Here is a 16386-nt window from a genome sequence, read left to right as displayed (position 1 = left end):
GCTACTTCACCACGGCCGCGGCGAGCTTCGACAGCGGCTCCGCCAAGGCGTTGACCGCGTCCGAGAGCTCCTTGCGGTCGGCCTTGCCGACCTTGTCGTAGGAGGTGAAGTCGTACGACCTCGGGTTCGGGCGGTACCGGTCGAGCAGCTTGTCCAGGGCCGCGAACTGCTCGTCGAGTTCGGTGACGAGGGCCGCGTCGTTCTCCTTCGCGACCGGCTTCAGCAGGGCGTACGACTTCTGCGCGCCTTCGACGTTGGCCTTGAAGTCGACCAGGTCGGTGTGCGAGTAGCGCTCCTCCTCGCCGGTGACCTTGCCGGTGGCGACCTCGTCGAGGAGTTCCTTGGCGCCGTTGGCCATGGAGGTGGGGGTGATCTCGGCCTTGCCGACCCGGTTCTGCCAGTCCTTCAGGTCCTTGATCAGCAGGTCGGCGAGGTCCTTCTCGCGGGTGCCGATCTTCTTGTCCTGCCAGAGGGCCTTCTCCAGGCGGTGCCAACCCGTCCAGTCGGTGGCGGGGTCCTGGCCGTCCTCCAGACCGTCCTCGCGGACGTCGACCTTGGGGTCGATGTCGCCGAACGACTCGGCGACCGGCTCGGTGCGCTCCCAGCCGATGCGGGAGAGGGCGTACGCCTTCTTCGCGGCTTCGAGGTCACCGGACTTGACCGCCTTGGCGAAGGTCTCGGCCTTCGGCAGCGTCTCGTCGGCCTGCTGCTGGACGTAGGCGCGGTAGGCCGCGACGGCCTTGTCCAGGCGCGGGTCGCGCTGGACGGCCTTGCCGCCGGTGGCCTTCACGGCCTGGCGGATGCCGTCGCCCTTCATGCCGGGCTTGCAGGCGATCTGGTAGTCGCCGGCCTTCACCTCGGCGGTGACCCGCTGCTTGGTGCCGGGGCCTATGTTCTCCCGCTCGGTGACCACGCGGTCGTCGGGGAAGAGGACGTAGACCTCGGTGACCTTGGAGCCCTTGTTCTCGACGGCCAGCTCGACGTGCCCGGCCGGGAACTCCTTCTTCGACACCTGGCACTTGTCGTCCGTCGCCGTCACGTTGATCACGTGGTCGCCGTCCTTCGCGTCGCTCTTCTCGGTGCAGCCGGTGACGGCGGCCAGGGCCGCCGCGGCGGCGATGACGACGGAAGCGGGGCGGGCGGGTCGCATGAGGGCTCCAGAAGAGAGAAGGTGAGGCTCACCTAAGACAGCCACATAAGGATCACCTAAGTGGCTCAAAATCGCTCCCATGGTGGAGTCAAGGGAAGGTCAAAGGTCGCACCACGACCCCTGCGTCCCCGGCCGGTGCCCTTGACCGGCGAGAATGCTCCTCGTGACTGACTACGACGTGCTCCGCGTCTTCTGCGGGCCGAACGGTGGGTACGGCAACGAGCTCGGGGTCGTGCGTGAGGGTTCCCAGATGCCTGAGCCGAGTGAGCGGCAGGCGTTCGCCGCGAAGATCGGGTTCAGCGAGACCGTGTTCGTCGACGATCCCGAGCGCGGAGTGATCGACATCTACACCCCGACGCTGCGGCTGCCCTTCGCCGGGCATCCCTGCGTGGGCACGGCTTGGCTGCTCGACGTGCCCGAGCTCGTCACCCCCGCGGGGGTGGTCGGCGCCCGGCAGGACGGGGAGTTCTGCTGGATCGAGGCCCGGGCGGAGTGGGTGCCGCCACGGACCCTGCGGCAGTACGGCAGCTCCGCCGAGGTCGACGACCTGGCCGTGCCGCCGCCGGGGGACTGGGTGTACGCCTGGGCGTGGGAGGACGAACCCGCCGGGCGGATCCGGGCCCGGGCCTTCCCCGGCCGGGACGACGGCATCGACGAGGACGAGGCGACCGGGGCCGCGGCCCTGCTGCTCACCGACCGGCTGGGCCGGGCCCTCAACATCACCCAGGGCGCGGGCTCCCAGATCCTGACGGCACCCCAGCCGGGCGGATGGACCGAGGTCGGCGGCCGGGTCCACCTCGAACGCTGACCCGCTGACCCGGGCGGAGCGCGTCCGTACGGGTGGAACAGCGTGTGTGCGCCGTGGTGAACGGGGACCTCTGGGCGTGACCGAGCACCACCGCGAGAGGAACCTCATACGCATTCGATCCGCTCTGGCCGTCGTCGCCCTCACCGCCGCCCTGTCCGCCACCGGTGCGGCGACGGCCTCCGCCAACGACGACGGCCCGGGGTACCGCAACGACCACCACGTGGCGTGCACCCCGTACTCCGCCGAGATCGAGTGGGGCGGGGCCGACTGCCACAACGGTCCGTTCGACATCTGAGCACGACAGGCCGGGCTCTCTCCCGAGCCGGAACCGGGGCCCCTCGCCGTGTGCGAGGGGCCCCGCCCGTTCACGCCATCAGGGGGAATTCCTCGCCCAGCGCCTCGAACATCCCGTTGTTCAGCCCGTACGCCCGCTTGCACTCGGCCACGATCCGCTGCCGCTCCAGCTCGTCACCGGGCACCGTGTCCAGCAGCCGCGCGTAAGTCCGCTTGAAGGCGGCCGGGTTGGGGATCTCCTCGAAGACGTAGAAGCGGACCCCATCGCCCCTCTTCGGGAAACCCCACGTCTTCTCAGCCGTGTCGCGGATGATCTGGCCGCCGGAGAGGTCGCCCAGGTAGCGGGTGTAGTGGTGGGCGATGTAGCCGGCCGGCCAGGTGCGGGCGCACGCCCTGATCCGTTCCGCGTACTCCAGGGTGGCCGGCAGTGCGCTGACCGTCGTCCGCCAGCCGGGGCCGCGCAGATACTCCAGGTCCCGCTCCAGCGCCGTCATGCGGAACAGCTCCGGACGGACGAAGGGGCCCACCACCGGGTCCGCGGCGAGCTGCCGGGCGCCGGACTCCAGTGCGCCGTACACGAACCACAGCTGCTCCGTGTAGCGCGCGAACGCGTCGACCCCCAGCCTGTGCCCCAGCAGGTCGCCGATGAAGGTCGAGCCCCTGACCTCCTCGTGCTGCTCACGGGAAGCGGTCCGAAGGAGCGTCGAGAAGGATTCCATGGTCGGTGACTTCCCGACGCCGTGTCGGTAAAAACCTGTCGGTACATACCTGTGGGTGGTTCCGGTCGTTCGGGTGGTTCCGTCGTTCGGGTCGTTCGGGTCGTTCGGGTCGTTCGGGTCGTTCGGGTGGTTCGGGTGGTTCGGGTGGTTCCGTGGTGCGGTGGTGCCTCCGGTGGGCCCCCTCACAGGGAACGGCCCGCCCTCCGGGGAGAGCGGGCCGTGCGGTGGTGTGCGGGTGGTGGTGCTACGGCAGCGTGAGGATCTCCGCGCCCGAGTCCGTCACCACCAGTGTGTGCTCGAACTGGGCCGTCCGCTTCCGGTCCTTCGTGACGACCGTCCAGCCGTCGTCCCACATGTCGTACTCGTGCGTCCCGAGCGTCAGCATCGGCTCGATCGTGAACGTCATGCCGGGCTGGATGACCGTCGTCGCGTGCGGGCTGTCGTAGTGCGGGATGATCAGGCCCGAGTGGAACGACGAGTTGATGCCGTGCCCGGTGAAGTCCCGGACCACCCCGTAACCGAAGCGCTTGGCGTACGACTCGATGACCCGGCCGATGATGTTGATCTGACGGCCCGGCCTGACCGCCTTGATCGCCCGCTCCAGGGACTCCCGGGTCCGCTCCACCAGCAGCCGCGACTGCTCGTCCACGTCACCCACCAGGTACGTGGCGTTGTTGTCGCCGTGCACACCGCCGATGTACGCCGTCACGTCGAGGTTGACGATGTCGCCGTCGCGCAGCACCGTCGAGTCCGGGATGCCGTGGCAGATGACCTCGTTGACGCTCGTGCACAGCGACTTCGGGAAGCCGCGGTAGCCCAGCGTCGAGGGGTAGGCGCCGTGGTCGCACATGTACTCGTGCGCGACCCTGTCCAGCTCGTCCGTGGTCACCCCGGGGGTGATCAGCTTCGCGGCCTCCGCCATCGCCCGGGCCGCGATCCGGCCGGCCACGCGCATCGCCTCGACGGTCTCGGGCGTCTGCACCTCCGGTCCGGTGTACGGCGTCGGCGCGGGCTTGCCGACATACTCGGGGCGGCGGATGTTTCCGGGCACGGAACGGGTGGGGGACAGTTCCCCTGGAACGAGCAGCGACTGGCCAGACATGCCAGCGAGTCTAACCAGCGGCCACGGGGGAACATGTCGGTGGCGAGAGGAGCTGGTCATGGCCCTGTTCAAGAAGCGGACGGTCGGCAAGCCGGGTGAGTGGTACTACTGCCTGGAGCACAAGAAGGTCGAGGAGGGGCCCGAGTGCCCCAACAAGGACCGGTTCGGGCCGTACGCCACCCGCACGGAGGCCGAACACGCGATGGCGACCGCCCGCGAGCGCAACCTCCAGTGGGAGAACGACCCCAAGTGGCACGACGCCCCGGCGGGCAGCCGGGACGACGAGAACTGAGCCCCACGCACGCCCTGGGCGACCGCAGCCCAGGGCGTGTGTGATGCCCGGGCGCCCCGGCGGACGGCGGGACGCCTGCACGTCACCAGCGGGCCGGCGGCGGTGCCGTCAGGTGCTCCGCCAGTCGCGCCACCCGGTCCCGCAAGCGGCGCCGCCCCCGCGGGACCGGCACGGCGTTCTCCCCGGCCGCCGCGCTGACCAGGTGCTGCACCGTGTCGAGGTCCAGTTCCGAGCCGTCGGGCACGGCCAGGGTCTCGTGCGCCAGGGACGGGAGCTCGCCCTGTCCGGAGCCGAGGGCCAGGACCGTCGCGCCGGCCCGACGCGCGTCGGACACCCGCTCCAGGAGGGGCGCCGCGGGCCCCTCGGGAGCGACCACAAGCAGCGTCTCGCCCCGCCGGGCCGCCTCCAGCCGGCCCAGACCGACCGCCAGATGAGCCGGATCCGAGGGGCGCGCGTCGTGCCGTACCAGCGTCGGGGCCAGCTCCGGCGTGCCCGACCAGGCGGCCTCGTCCACCAGGTGCGCGGCGAGATGCCACGGCTCGAACTCCGGCGTGCCGACGAGCAGCAGCCCGCCCCTGTGCGACACCACCGAGCCGCGCAGCGCCCCGGCGAACCGGCGCGTGGCGCCCAGCCACTCCGTCCCGGCGAGCACTTCCCGCAGCAGCGCGACCCGTACGGCATCCATGTGACCGCATCCTGCCCCAAACGGTCACCCGTGACGCGGAGTTCACCACGCGTTAGCCCGGCCTGGGTAGGCCGACCGGTCACCCGTACCGCCGTCGAACGTACGGGACCGGAGACTTCGGTGGCGGTGGCACGGTCGTAGAGTCGGGGCCATGACCTCTACCGACAGTGCTGCCACCGACAACGCCCAGAAGGCGCCCGCCAAGGACCCCTGGGACCTGCCCGACGTCTCCGGACTCGTGGTCGGCGTGCTCGGCGGAACCGGGCCTCAGGGCAAGGGCCTGGCCTACCGGCTCGCCAAGGCCGGCCAGAAGGTGATCATCGGCTCGCGGGCGGCCGACCGCGCCCGGGCCGCCGCGGACGAGCTGGGCCACGGCGTCGAGGGCGCAGACAACGCCGAGACCGCACGCCGCAGCGACGTCGTGATCGTCGCCGTGCCGTGGGACGGCCACGGCAAGACCCTCGAATCCCTGCGCGAGGAACTGACCGGCAAGCTCGTCGTCGACTGCGTGAACCCGCTCGGCTTCGACAAGAAGGGCGCCTACGCCCTCAAGCCCGAGGAGGGCAGCGCCGCCGAGCAGGCCGCCGCCCTGCTGCCGGACTCCCGGGTCACGGCCGCCTTCCACCACCTGTCGGCCGTGCTGCTCCAGGACCCGCAGGTCGACGAGATCGACACCGACGTGATGGTGCTCGGCGAGGTCCGCGCCGACGTCGAGATCGTGCAGGCCCTCGCCGGGCGCATCCCCGGCATGCGCGGCATCTTCGCCGGACGGCTGCGCAACGCCCACCAGGTGGAGTCACTGGTGGCGAACCTGATCTCCGTGAACCGTCGGTACAAGGCGCACGCGGGGCTCCGCGTCACCGACGTGTGAGCCGGTGAGGTCCATGGGGGACACTGGACGGCATCAGCGGTACCAGCTGTGCCGTCCGTGCCGTGTGTGCCAGAAGTGTCCCCCGACAGGAGCCGACCGACATGCCCCGCCTCGCCCTCTACGCCCTGATCGTCTGCGTCCTCTCCGTGGCCGCGGCCGTCGTCTCCTTCACGCGGGGCAGCTTCCTGGGGATCGTGTGGGTGCTGCTGGCGGGCCTGTCGTCCAACATGTGCTGGTACTACGTCAAGCGCGCCAAGCAGCACAGGTCGGTCAACGGCTGACCCGCGCCCGTCAGGGAGCCGCCGAGCAGAACTCGTTCGAACCCTGCCAGAAGCGGTAGAGCTCCTGACCGCAGTACGTCTCGAAGTCGCTGATCCCGAGGGACTTCAGGATCGTGTCGATCACGTCGAAGAAGACACCGTTCACCGCCGGCAGCCACAGCAGCGCGAACACGAAGAGCAGGCCGAACGGCGCGAACGGCTCCACCTGGCGCCGGATGCCGTACGACAGCCAGGGCTCGATCACGCCGTAGCCGTCCAGGCCCGGCACCGGCAGGAAGTTCAGCAGCGCGGCCGTCACCTGGAGCAGCGCGAGGAAGGCCAGCGCGAACCGGAAGTCGTTCGGTACGCCGTCCAGCGCGTCCAGCCAGAACGGGGCGGTGCAGACGACGGCGAACAGCACGTTCGTCAGCGGGCCCGCCGCCGAGATCAGGCTGTGCTTCCAGCGGCCCCGGATCCGCCCCCGCTCGATGAACACCGCGCCGCCGGGGAGACCGATCCCGCCCATGATCACGAAGATCACCGGCAGCACGATGCTCAGCAGGGCGTGCGTGTACTTCAGCGGGTTCAGGGTCAGATAGCCCTTCTCGCCGACCGAGATGTCGCCGCTGTGCAGGGCGGTGCGCGCGTGCGCGTACTCGTGCAGACACAGCGAGACGATCCACGCCGTCGTCACGAACAGGAACACGGCGACGCCGGGCTGCTCGGCGAACCCGGTCCAGGTCGCCCATCCCGTGACCGCCGTCACGGCGAGGATCCCGACGAACACGGGACTGATCCGCCGCTCGCTGTGGCGGGTGGTGGCGGTGGTCATGGGGCTCCCTGCACTCTCGGACATGGGGTGGGACGGCCCGACAGTACTGGGCGCAGGTGAAAAACGTCTCGCGCGGGGCGGTCGGTTCCGGAGAGGGTGGGGGCATGGGGCTGTGGCACGTGTTCTACGCGGACTGGCAGATGGAGTGCTGCGGCACGCCGTTCTCGGTGGGGGACGAGGTGAGCTGGCCCCTGCTGCTCCTCGACGCGGACGACGTGTTCGGCGGCGGCTGGCACGACCAGCTCACCGAGGTCGCCGGGCCGGTGGAGGACGTGGGCGGCGTGCGGATGGTGCGGGAGGAGACGGGCCTTCCGGTGGCTCTGGGGGCGGACCCGGACGCCGAGGAGGACCGGCGCCCTGAGCCGGGGGAGCGGACCAGGTCGGTAGGGCTGCTGTCCGTCGAGCGGCACGGCGCGCGGTGGCCCCAGGCCGGCGGGCGGGTGCGGGCCGTGCAGGTGCTGACCCAGGCCTGGGCCGAGACCGCGCCCGGATCGCGCTGCTACGAGCCGGTGGCGGGGCAGCGCGGGCTTCGGGGGGTGGACCGGTGCCCCAAGTGGTTCACGAAGACCGAGAGCGAGACCGAGGTGGAGCCGGCAGCCGACGGGCGGGGACGGCGATCGCGCGAGTCGGGGGTGGTGGTGACCCTGGACGTGCCGGGCACGGACTCCCGGCTCTCCCACGCCGTCCGCGGGGCCCGGGGCATCCCCCAGCGGGGCGCGGAACCCGGCGCGGAGACGCGGGGCATCCCGGCGGCGGATCTGGCGGTTCTGCTGGAGAGCCTGAGCACCCCGGCGAGACGAGGCCGGTCCGCCGCCGGGCGGCCGACGGACCCGAAGCCCGTCGCACGAGGCAGAGCAGACGAAAGACCGTGACGAGCCCCCGCTCCGGAGCCGTCGCCCCGTGCCCCGCTCCCGTGCCGTCGCCCCGTGCCCCGCTCCCGTGCCGTCGCCCCGCTCCGGGCCGGCAGCCCAGCCCCGGGGGCTGCCGTGCCCGGAGCCGTTCGCCGGTTCCAGTGGGCCGTGTCCGGCGGCGCCGGTGGTCCTGACGTCCTGCCGCCGGCCCCGGGTCCGGACGCTGCCCTGCCCGGCGTGGCCGGTGACCCTGGCGTCCCGCCGTCGGCGCCGGGCCTGGGTGCTGCCCTGTCCGGGCCCATTCGCCGGCTTCGGTCGGTCGTGTCCGGTGCCGCCGGTGGCCCTGACGTCGTGTCACCGGCGCCGGGCCTGGGTGCTGCCCTGTCCGGGCCCGTTCACCGGTTCCGGTCGGTCGTGTCCGGTGCCGCCGGTGGCCCTGACGCTCCGCCACACGCCTCTGAACGCCCCGCCGTGCCGTCAACCGTCGTGACCCGCCCCTGTACACCGGAGACAATGAGCCCGTGCACTACCGCATCCTCGGCACCACGCAGGCGCTCCGCAGCGACGGGACGGTCGTTCCGGTCGGTGGGGCGCGGCTGCGCGCGTTGCTGACCGTGCTCGCGCTGCGGGCAGGACGGACCGTGCCCGTGGGGCTGCTCGTCGACGAGGTGTGGGGCGGGCAGCCGCCCGCTGACGCGCCGGCGGCGCTGCAGGCGCTGGTCGGGCGGTTGCGCAGGGCGCTCGGGGCGGACGCGGTCGCCTCCGTCGACGGCGGGTACCGGCTCACGGCGCTGCCCGACGACGTCGACCTGCACCGGTTCGAGCGGTTGGCCGGCGAGGGTCTGCGGGCGCTGGCCGACGGCGACGCCGCCAAGGCCGCCGTGGTCCTCGACGACGCGCTCGCCCTGTGGCGGGGCCCCGCCCTCGCCGACCTGCCCGACCGCACCGCCGAGGCGGCCCGCTGTGACACCCGCCGCCTGGACGTGCTGCGCGCCCGCCACACCGCCGCCCTCGCCCTCGGCCGGGCCGAGCAGGCCCTGCCGGAACTGACCGCCCTGTGTGACGGCCATCCCCTGGACGAGTCCCTCCAGACCCTGCGCCTGCGCGCCCTGCGGGATGCCGGCCGTGCGGCGGAGGCGCTGGACGCCTACGAGGACCTCCGGCAGTTGCTCGCCGACCGCCTCGGCGTCGACCCGGGGCCGGAACTGCGTGCCCTGCACGCGGAGTTGCTCAGCCCGGGGGACGCGCCCGTACCCGTGCCCGTCGCCGGGGCGCCGGGCAGGTCCGCCGGCAACCTCCGCGCCCGCCTCACCTCCTTCATCGGCCGGGAAACCGACATCGAGACCATCCGCGCAGATCTCGCGGCGGCCCGGCTGGTCACCCTGCTCGGACCCGGCGGCGCCGGGAAGACCCGCCTGTCGCAGGAAACCGCGGAGACCGTGCGCGAGGCCATGACCGGAGGCGTGTGGCTGGCCGAACTCGCCCCCGTCGACGACCCCGACGCCGTACCGGAGGCCGTACTCACCGCCGTCGGCGCCCGCGAGACCGTGCTGTACGGTGCCGGCGCCGAGGGCATCCGGGCCGCCGTCGCCGACCGGCTCGACGACCCCGTGGAGCGGCTCGCCGAGCACTGCTCCCGGCCCCGCATGCTGCTGATCCTCGACAACTGCGAGCACGTCGCCGACGCCGCCGCCCGGCTCACCGAGGAGCTGCTGGCCAGCTGCCCGGACCTCACCGTCCTGGCCACCAGCCGCGAACCCCTCGGAGTACCGGGGGAACTGGTGCGCCCGGTGGAGCCGCTGCCCGAGCCGGTCGCGCTGCGCCTGCTCGCCGACCGGGGCGCGGCGGCCAGGCCCGGCTTCCGGATCGAGGACGACCCCGAGGCGTGCGCCGAGATCTGCCGGCGCCTGGACGGCCTGCCGCTGGCCATCGAACTGGCCGCCGCCCGGCTGCGGATGCTCACCCCCCGCCAGATCGCCGACCGGCTGGACGACCGCTTCCGTCTCCTCACCTCCGGCAGCCGCACCGTCCTGCCCCGCCAGCAGACCCTCAGAGCCGTCGTCGACTGGTCCTGGGACCTGCTCGACGAGGACGAACGCGACGTCCTGCGGCGGCTGTCGGTGTTCGCCGGCGGCTGCGACCTGCCCGCCGCCGAGGCCGTGTGCGGACCGGCCGCCCTGGAGGCGCTCGGCTCCCTCGTCGACCGCTCCCTGGTCGTGGCCGCCCCGCCCGGCGAATCGGCCGACGGGGAGATGCGCTACCGGCTCCTGGAAACGGTCGCCGAATACGCCGCCGAACGGCTGGACGAGTCCGGGCAGCGCGCCGACGCCGAACGCGCCCACCTGACGTACTTCCGCGAACTCGCCCGCCTCACCGACCCGTTGCTGCGCGGCCCGGGCCAGCTCGCCGCCATCCACCGGCTGGAGCGCGAGTACGAGAACCTGCGCACCGCGCTGCGGCACGCCGTCGCCCTGCGCGACGAGCAGGAGGCGCTGTGCCTGGCGCTGTCCCTCGTCTGGTACTGGCAGATGCGCGACCTGCGCATCGAGGCGCGCAACTGGTGCCGCGAGGTCATGGCGCTCGGCCCCGACCCCTTCACCGAGCCCGTCCGCCCCGCCACCGCGGTGTGGCAGCGCTGCACCGACGCCCCGCCCCCGATGACCGGCGAGGTCCTGTGGGAGGCCCGGCGCGGGATCCACCTGGCCCATCTCGCCTGCATGGACACCGAGCTGGACGCCTGGCAGAACCCGCGGTCCCAGGAGAAGCTGCGCACCATCGCCCGGACCTACGAGCCCGGCCTGCCGCAGAACTGCCGCCTTCCAGGCCTGCTCTGGTTCTTCGCCGTGATGCTCACCGGCGACATGGACCGCTTGCGCGTCATCATCGACACCTCCATCCGGACCTGCCGCCGGACCCCGGGCTTCGACTGGGAGCTGGCCTCCGGCCTCCAGATGCGGGCCAACTTCCTCGCCAACCGCACCGACTGGGCGGGCGACGCCGCGCGTGACGCCGACGAGTCGCTGGAGATCTACCGGCGCCTCGGCGACGCCTGGGGCACCGCCGAGGCCCTCTCCGCCCGCGCCGAGGCCCACGAACGCAAGGGCGACCACGCCCTGGCCGCCGCCGACTACGAGGCGGCCATCGCCCACGCCGAGCACCTCGGCGCCCGTGCCCAGGCAGCCGTCCTCGGCGCCCGGCTCGGCAACGCCCTGCTGGAGGCCGGCGAGGGCGAACGCGGCGAGCGGCTGCTGCGCGAGGTGATCGCCCAGCGCGAGGACTCGCACAGCGAGGCCATGCCCGCCGCCCGGCTGTTCCTCGCCGGCCGGCTCGGCATGACAGGCCGCATCCCCGAGGCCCGCGAGGAACTGCGGCGGCTGCGCAAGGACTTCCGTATCGCCCACTTCATCGTCTTCGACGCGTTCATCCTCGGCGCGGAGGCCTGGCTGGACGCCGCGGAGGGACGGTACGAGGAGTGCCTGGACCTGATCCGCAAGGCGCTTGAGCGGGCCGACGATCCGCTGTCCGCGGCCATCACGCCCCATATGCGCTCGGGGTACCTGGTCATCGGCGCCTGGGCCCTGGCCGGCCTGGACGGCGGGCGGCGTGCCGTGGACGCGGCCCGCTGCCTGGGCGCCTTCGACGCCCTGCTGCCGCCCGGCCATGTCGCCCGGCTGCAGGAGCGCGCGACCCGTGAGCAGGCGGAGCGGCACGCCCGGGCGTCGCTCGGCGACCCGGTGTACGAGGCCGCGTACGCCGAGGGCGGCGGCCTCTCCCTCGAAGAGGCCGTCGCCCTCGTCTGACGCGGACCGTGCGCCGTCCGGTCAGCTCTTGGTCCGGAACTTGTGGATCGCGACGGGCGCCATCACGGCCGTGATGGCCACCGACCAGCCGAGCGTCACCCACAGGTCGTGCGCGACCGGCCCGCCCACCATCAGACCGCGCGCGGCGTCCGCGAGCGTGGACAGCGGGTTGTAGTCGGTGAAGGCCTGCAGCCAGCCCGGCATCGACGTCGTCGGCGCGAAGATCGACGAGCCGAACTGGAGCGGGAACAGCACCAGGAAGCCCATCGCCTGTACGGACTGCGCGCTCTTCATGATCACGCCCAGGGTGAGGAACACCCACATGATCGACGAGGCGAACGCCGTGGACAGCGCCACGGCCGCGAACAGCCCGGGCCAGTTGGTGATCTCGAACCCGACCGCCACGGAGACGATCATCAGCACGGTGGTCGCGAACAGCATCCGCAGCAGTTCCACGGAGATCTTCGCGAACAGCACCGAGCCGCGCCCGATGGGCAGGGACCGGAAGCGGTCCATGACACCGGAGTTGAAGTCCTGGCTGAAGCCGGTGCCGACGCCCTGGGACAGCGTCATGCTCATCATCGCGATCATGCCGGGGATCACGTACTGCACGTACTGGTCCTGCCCGCCGCCCAGCGCCTGCCCGATCGAGCCGCCGAACACGAACACGAACAGCAGGGTGAAGATGACCGGCATCAGCAGTGCGTCGGCCATCGACTCCGGGTCCTGGCGGATCCACAGCAGATTGCGGCGGACGAGGGCCCCGGTGTGCCGCAGATGCCCGCGCAGTGAGATACGGGCGTCGTCGGTCGACGCGGGAGTGGAAAGGGCGGTGGCACTCATACGGCGACTTCCTCGCGGTCCTCGGCGGGCGCGGTGTCCTGCGGGGCACTGGCACGGTGGCCGGTGAGGGACAGGAACACCTCGTCCAGGCTGGGCAGTTCGGTGGTGACGGCGGCGAGCGTGATGCCGCGGGACGTGACGGCGCCCACGACGGCGGTCAGCTGCTCGTCGCTGAGGATCGGGACGAGGAGGGTGCCGGAGTCGGTGTCCACGGTGGTGGTCGCGAGCCCGGTGATGCCGAGATCGTCCAGGTACCCGGCCAGTGGCCGCAGGTGCACGGCGTCGGCCGGCCGGATCCGCAGGGTCCGCCCGCCGACCTTGGCCTTGAGCTCCTCGATACGCCCGCCCGCGACGACCTTGCCCTTGTCGACGACGGTCAGCTCGGAGGCGAGCTGCTCGGCCTCCTCCATGTACTGCGTGGTCAGCAGCACGGTCACGCCGTCGCCGACCATGGACTTGACCTCGTCCCACACCTCGTTGCGGGTGCGCGGGTCGAGGCCGGTGGTCGGTTCGTCGAGGAAGAGGACGGCCGGCCGCCCGATCATCGAGGCGGCCAGGTCCAGCCGCCGCCGCATACCGCCGGAGTAGGTGCTGGCGGGCCGTTTGGCGGCGTCGGTCAGCGAGAACCGCTCCAGCAGCGCGTCGGCACGCGCGCGGGCCTCCTTGCGGGGCAGGTCGAGCAGTCGGCCGATCATGTACAGGTTCTCCCAGCCGGGCAGCTTCTCGTCGACGGAGGCGTACTGCCCGGTGAGCCCTATCACCCGCCGCAGGTGCCGCGGCTGCCGTACGACGTCGTACCCGGCCACCGTGGCCTGCCCCGAGTCGGGGGCGAGCAGCGTGGACAGGATCCGCACGAGGGTGGTCTTCCCGGCCCCGTTCGGCCCGAGCACCCCCATCACGGTGCCCTCCCGCACCTCCAGGTCGACCCCGTCCAGCGCCTTGGTCTCCCCGTAGTGCTTCACCAGCCCCCGCACGGTGACAGCGGCGCCGCCGGTTCGTGTGTCGATTCGCGTCATGAGACAGACGGTCTCAGGCCCCACCGACAAATCACCGACAAGCCGCCGACACCCGCTGTCGGTGGTTCCGGCGGAGCCGGTGGGTCCCGGCACAAGCGGACAGCCCGCCGGCTGGGGGAAGGCCGGCGGGCTGTCCGTGGTACCGCGGTGGCTCTAGTGGACGGAGTTCTCCTCCTGCGGGAACGTTCCGCCGACGACCTCGTCGGCGAACGCCTTCACCGCGTTGCCCATGACCTCACGCAGGTTGGCGTACTGCTTCACGAACTTCGGCACGCGCCCGCCGGTCAGACCCAGCATGTCGGTCCACACCAGCACCTGCGCGTCGGTCTCGGGGCCCGCGCCGATCCCGACGGTCGGGATGTGCAGCACCCGGGTCACCTCGGCGGCCAGCTCCGCGGGAACCAGCTCCAGGACCACCGCGAACGCGCCCGCGTCCTGTACGGCCTTGGCGTCCCGCAGCAGCTGCTGGGCCGCCTCCTCGCCCCGCCCCTGCACGCGGTAGCCCATCGCGTTGACCGACTGCGGGGTCAGGCCGATGTGCGCCATGACCGGGATGCCGGACTCGACGAGCAGCCGGATCTGTTCGTGCGACCGCTCGCCCCCCTCCAGCTTCACGGCCTGCACGCCCGCCTCCTTCACCAGCCGGGTCGCCGAGCGCAGCGCCTGCACCGGACCCTCCTGGTAGGAGCCGAAGGGCAGGTCGCCGACGATCAGGGCACGCGAGGTGCCCCGTACGACCGCCGCCGACAGCATCGTCATCTCGTCGAGGGTGACGGGCACGGTCGTCTCGTACCCGAGGTGGCAGTTGCCCGCCGAGTCGCCGACGAGCATCACCGGGATGCCGGCCTCGTCGAAGACGGACGCGGTCATCGCGTCGTACGCGGTGAGCATCGGCCACTTCTCGCCGCGCTCCTTGGCGGCGGCGATGTCGCGCACGGTGATACGGCGGGTGCCCTTGCCCCCGTACAGCGCCTTGCCGCTGTCGGAGCTCTTGATCTGAGCATTCTGGGCAGCCGGAAGCTGCGTCATTGCACGGCTCCTAACACGTCATCTCGAGGCGCCCTGACGGCGTCCCCGGACCACGTCCATGGTGGCACCTCGTGCCATCGACGGCTAGGGGAGCCCCTGTGAGTTCCGCCCGGAACCCGGAAGCGGGCGCTGCGTAAGACCCCGGTAAGAGTATTCCAATACGAGACGGTCTCGTATCGAAATGGTTCTAGTCTCGACGTCATGACTACCCCTGCCGCCCCGGCCGCCCCCACCGGCCCGCGCATACCGGAAGCGGTGCACCGGCGCCGCTGGGCGATCCTCGGCGTGCTGATGCTGAGCCTGCTGATCGTCGTGCTCGACAACTCGATCCTGAACGTCGCCATCAAGACGATCTCCACCCCGGCCCCGACCGGCCTGGGCGCCACGCAGGGCGAGCTGGAATGGGCGATCAACGCCTACACCCTCGTCTTCGCGGGCCTGCTGTTCACCGCCGGGCTGCTCGGGGACCGGCTGGGGCGCAAGAAGGTGCTGATCGGCGGGCTCGTCGTGTTCGGCATCGGCTCCGCGTTCGCCGCGTTCTCCGGCTCGCCGGGCGAGCTGATCACCTTCCGGGCCGTGATGGGCTTGGGTGCCGCGTTCGTCATGCCCGCCACCCTCGCCGTCCTCATGAACGTCTTCGAGCGCGAGGAGCAGCCGAAGGCCATCGGTATCTGGGCGGGCGGCGTCGGCCTGGCCATCGCCATCGGCCCGATCACCGGCGGCGTGCTGCTCGACCACTTCTGGTGGGGCTCGGTCTTCCTCGTCAACGTGCCGATCGTGCTGCTCGCGCTCGCCCTGATGCTCTGGCTGGTGCCCGACTCGCGCGACCCGAACCCCGGCCGGGTCGACCCCGTCGGCGTCGTGCTGTCCGTCGTCGGCCTGGTGCTGCTCGTCTACGGCATCATCAAGGGCGGCCAGCTCGCCGACTTCACCGACGCCACCGTGCTGGCGACGATCGGCTCCGGACTCGCCGTGCTCGTCGCCTTCGTCGTGTTCGAAAAGCGCAGCGACCACCCTTCGATCGACGTGACGTACTTCCAGAACAAGGTCTTCTCGGCCGCCGTCGCCGCCATCGCGCTGGTCTTCTTCGCGCTGATGGGCGTGACCTTCTTCTCCGTCTTCTACACGCAGAGCGTGCGCGGCTACTCGCCGCTGCAGACCGGTCTGCTGATGCTGCCGCTGGCCGCCTCCCAGATGATCTTCGCGCCGCGCGCCCGGCTGGTGGTCGACCGCTTCGGCAACAAGGCCACGACCACGGCCGGACTGCTCGTCATCGCCGCCACGCTGGCCGCCTTCGCAACCCTGGAGGCCGACACGCCCATCTGGATCCTGGAAGTGATCTTCTTCCTCATGGGCACCGGCATGGCGCACATCATGACGCCGGTCAGCGTCGTCATCATGCAGGCCCTGCCCCGCGAGAAGGCCGGCTCCGCCTCCGCGCTCAGCAACACCTTCCGGCAGGTCGGCGGCGCCCTCGGCATCGCCGTCCTCGGCTCGGTGCTGTCCACGGCGTACCGCACGGGCATCGAGGACAAGCTCGGCGCCCTGCCCCGGCCCTGCGCCACACCGCGGGGGAGTCCATCGAGGCCACCCTCGGCATCGCGGACCGGCTGGGCCCGCAGGGCGAGTCCCTCGTCACCCCGGCCTACGACGCGTTCCTGCACGCGATGCACATCACCGCCCTGTGGGGCGCGGGCGTCGCCCTGATCGGCGCGGTCGTCGTGGCGCTGTTCCTGCCGGGGAAGCCTTCGGCGCCGCAGCGGGCCGAGGAGGAGAAGGAGTTGTCGCACACGGGCTCGTAGGCCTGCGGGAGAATGCGGCGACACCGGGTCGA

Annotated in this window: 15 protein-coding genes and 1 pseudogene; 8 read left to right on the top strand and 8 right to left on the bottom strand. The window is 71.8% G+C overall.

Going from position 1 to position 16386, the window contains the following annotated elements; translation table 11 throughout:
- Position 1: 1 nt before the first annotated feature.
- Entirely contained in the window at positions 2-1150 is a 1149-nt protein-coding gene (gene efeO / locus CEB94_RS12090) for an iron uptake system protein EfeO (protein WP_175432219.1), read from the bottom strand.
- A gap of 163 nt (positions 1151-1313) precedes the next feature.
- Between efeO and CEB94_RS12085 the strand changes: the two genes are divergently transcribed.
- The gene (locus CEB94_RS12085; RefSeq protein WP_175432218.1) at positions 1314-1958 is read left to right on the top strand and encodes a PhzF family phenazine biosynthesis protein; all 645 of its coding nucleotides are present in this window, start codon (positions 1314-1316) and stop codon (positions 1956-1958) included.
- 76 nt (positions 1959-2034) lie between these two features.
- A complete protein-coding gene (locus CEB94_RS12080; RefSeq protein WP_175432217.1) occupies positions 2035-2253 on the top strand; it encodes a hypothetical protein in 219 nt (72 codons plus the stop codon).
- 70 nt (positions 2254-2323) lie between these two features.
- Here the strand turns inward: CEB94_RS12080 and CEB94_RS12075 are convergent, their stop codons facing one another.
- Entirely contained in the window at positions 2324-2971 is a 648-nt protein-coding gene (locus tag CEB94_RS12075) for a biliverdin-producing heme oxygenase (protein ID WP_175432216.1), read from the bottom strand.
- A gap of 244 nt (positions 2972-3215) precedes the next feature.
- On the bottom strand, positions 3216-4073 hold the full coding sequence (gene map, locus CEB94_RS12070; protein WP_175432215.1) for a type I methionyl aminopeptidase: 858 nt from the start codon (positions 4071-4073) through the stop codon (positions 3216-3218).
- Positions 4074-4131: 58 nt separating this feature from the next.
- On the opposite strand from map, the gene CEB94_RS12065 reads away from it, so the two are divergent.
- On the top strand, positions 4132-4365 hold the full coding sequence (locus tag CEB94_RS12065) for a hypothetical protein (protein WP_175432214.1): 234 nt from the start codon (positions 4132-4134) through the stop codon (positions 4363-4365).
- Between the two features lie 82 nt (positions 4366-4447).
- On the opposite strand, the gene CEB94_RS12060 is transcribed toward CEB94_RS12065, so the two are convergent.
- Positions 4448-5050 (bottom strand): hypothetical protein, encoded by a 603-nt coding sequence (locus CEB94_RS12060; RefSeq protein WP_175432213.1) that lies wholly within the window; start codon positions 5048-5050, stop codon positions 4448-4450.
- Positions 5051-5201: 151 nt separating this feature from the next.
- Here CEB94_RS12060 and npdG point away from each other — a divergent pair, with 151 nt between their 5' ends.
- Both npdG and CEB94_RS12050 read left to right on the top strand, forming a co-directional pair.
- A complete protein-coding gene (gene npdG / locus CEB94_RS12055; protein ID WP_175432212.1) occupies positions 5202-5921 on the top strand; it encodes an NADPH-dependent F420 reductase in 720 nt (239 codons plus the stop codon).
- 101 nt (positions 5922-6022) lie between these two features.
- Positions 6023-6202, top strand: coding sequence for a hypothetical protein (locus CEB94_RS12050; protein ID WP_175432211.1), 180 nt, complete (start codon positions 6023-6025; stop codon positions 6200-6202).
- A 10-nt stretch (positions 6203-6212) separates the two neighbouring features.
- Here CEB94_RS12050 and CEB94_RS12045 read toward each other — a convergent pair whose 3' ends face one another.
- Positions 6213-7013 (bottom strand): site-2 protease family protein, encoded by an 801-nt coding sequence (locus tag CEB94_RS12045; RefSeq protein ID WP_175432210.1) that lies wholly within the window; start codon positions 7011-7013, stop codon positions 6213-6215.
- Between the two features lie 104 nt (positions 7014-7117).
- Between CEB94_RS12045 and CEB94_RS12040 the strand changes: the two genes are divergently transcribed.
- Positions 7118-7885, top strand: coding sequence for a DUF6578 domain-containing protein (locus tag CEB94_RS12040; RefSeq protein ID WP_246111771.1), 768 nt, complete (start codon positions 7118-7120; stop codon positions 7883-7885).
- Between the two features lie 500 nt (positions 7886-8385).
- Positions 8386-11664, top strand: coding sequence for an ATP-binding protein (locus CEB94_RS12035; RefSeq protein WP_246111770.1), 3279 nt, complete (start codon positions 8386-8388; stop codon positions 11662-11664).
- A gap of 21 nt (positions 11665-11685) precedes the next feature.
- Here the strand turns inward: CEB94_RS12035 and CEB94_RS12030 are convergent, their stop codons facing one another.
- The 3 genes from CEB94_RS12030 to panB all read right to left on the bottom strand — a co-directional run bounded on the left by CEB94_RS12030 (position 11686) and on the right by panB (position 14552).
- Entirely contained in the window at positions 11686-12507 is an 822-nt protein-coding gene (locus CEB94_RS12030; RefSeq protein ID WP_175432209.1) for an ABC transporter permease, read from the bottom strand.
- Entirely contained in the window at positions 12504-13523 is a 1020-nt protein-coding gene (locus CEB94_RS12025; RefSeq protein ID WP_175432208.1) for an ATP-binding cassette domain-containing protein, read from the bottom strand. The genes CEB94_RS12030 and CEB94_RS12025 overlap by 4 nt, the downstream gene beginning before the upstream one ends.
- Before the next feature lie 153 nt (positions 13524-13676).
- Positions 13677-14552: a 3-methyl-2-oxobutanoate hydroxymethyltransferase gene (gene panB / locus CEB94_RS12020; RefSeq protein WP_175432207.1), complete on the bottom strand. Its 876-nt coding sequence runs from the start codon at positions 14550-14552 to the stop codon at positions 13677-13679.
- 201 nt (positions 14553-14753) lie between these two features.
- On the opposite strand from panB, the pseudogene CEB94_RS12015 reads away from it, so the two are divergent.
- A pseudogene (locus CEB94_RS12015) lies at positions 14754-16354 on the top strand (MFS transporter).
- Positions 16355-16386 lie beyond the last annotated feature (32 nt).

It is taken from the genome of Streptomyces hawaiiensis (genome assembly GCF_004803895.1).
Lineage (GTDB): Bacteria > Actinomycetota > Actinomycetes > Streptomycetales > Streptomycetaceae > Streptomyces > Streptomyces hawaiiensis.
Note: the sequence above shows the minus strand (reverse complement) of the source record. Positions and strands in the feature narration are given on the sequence as shown.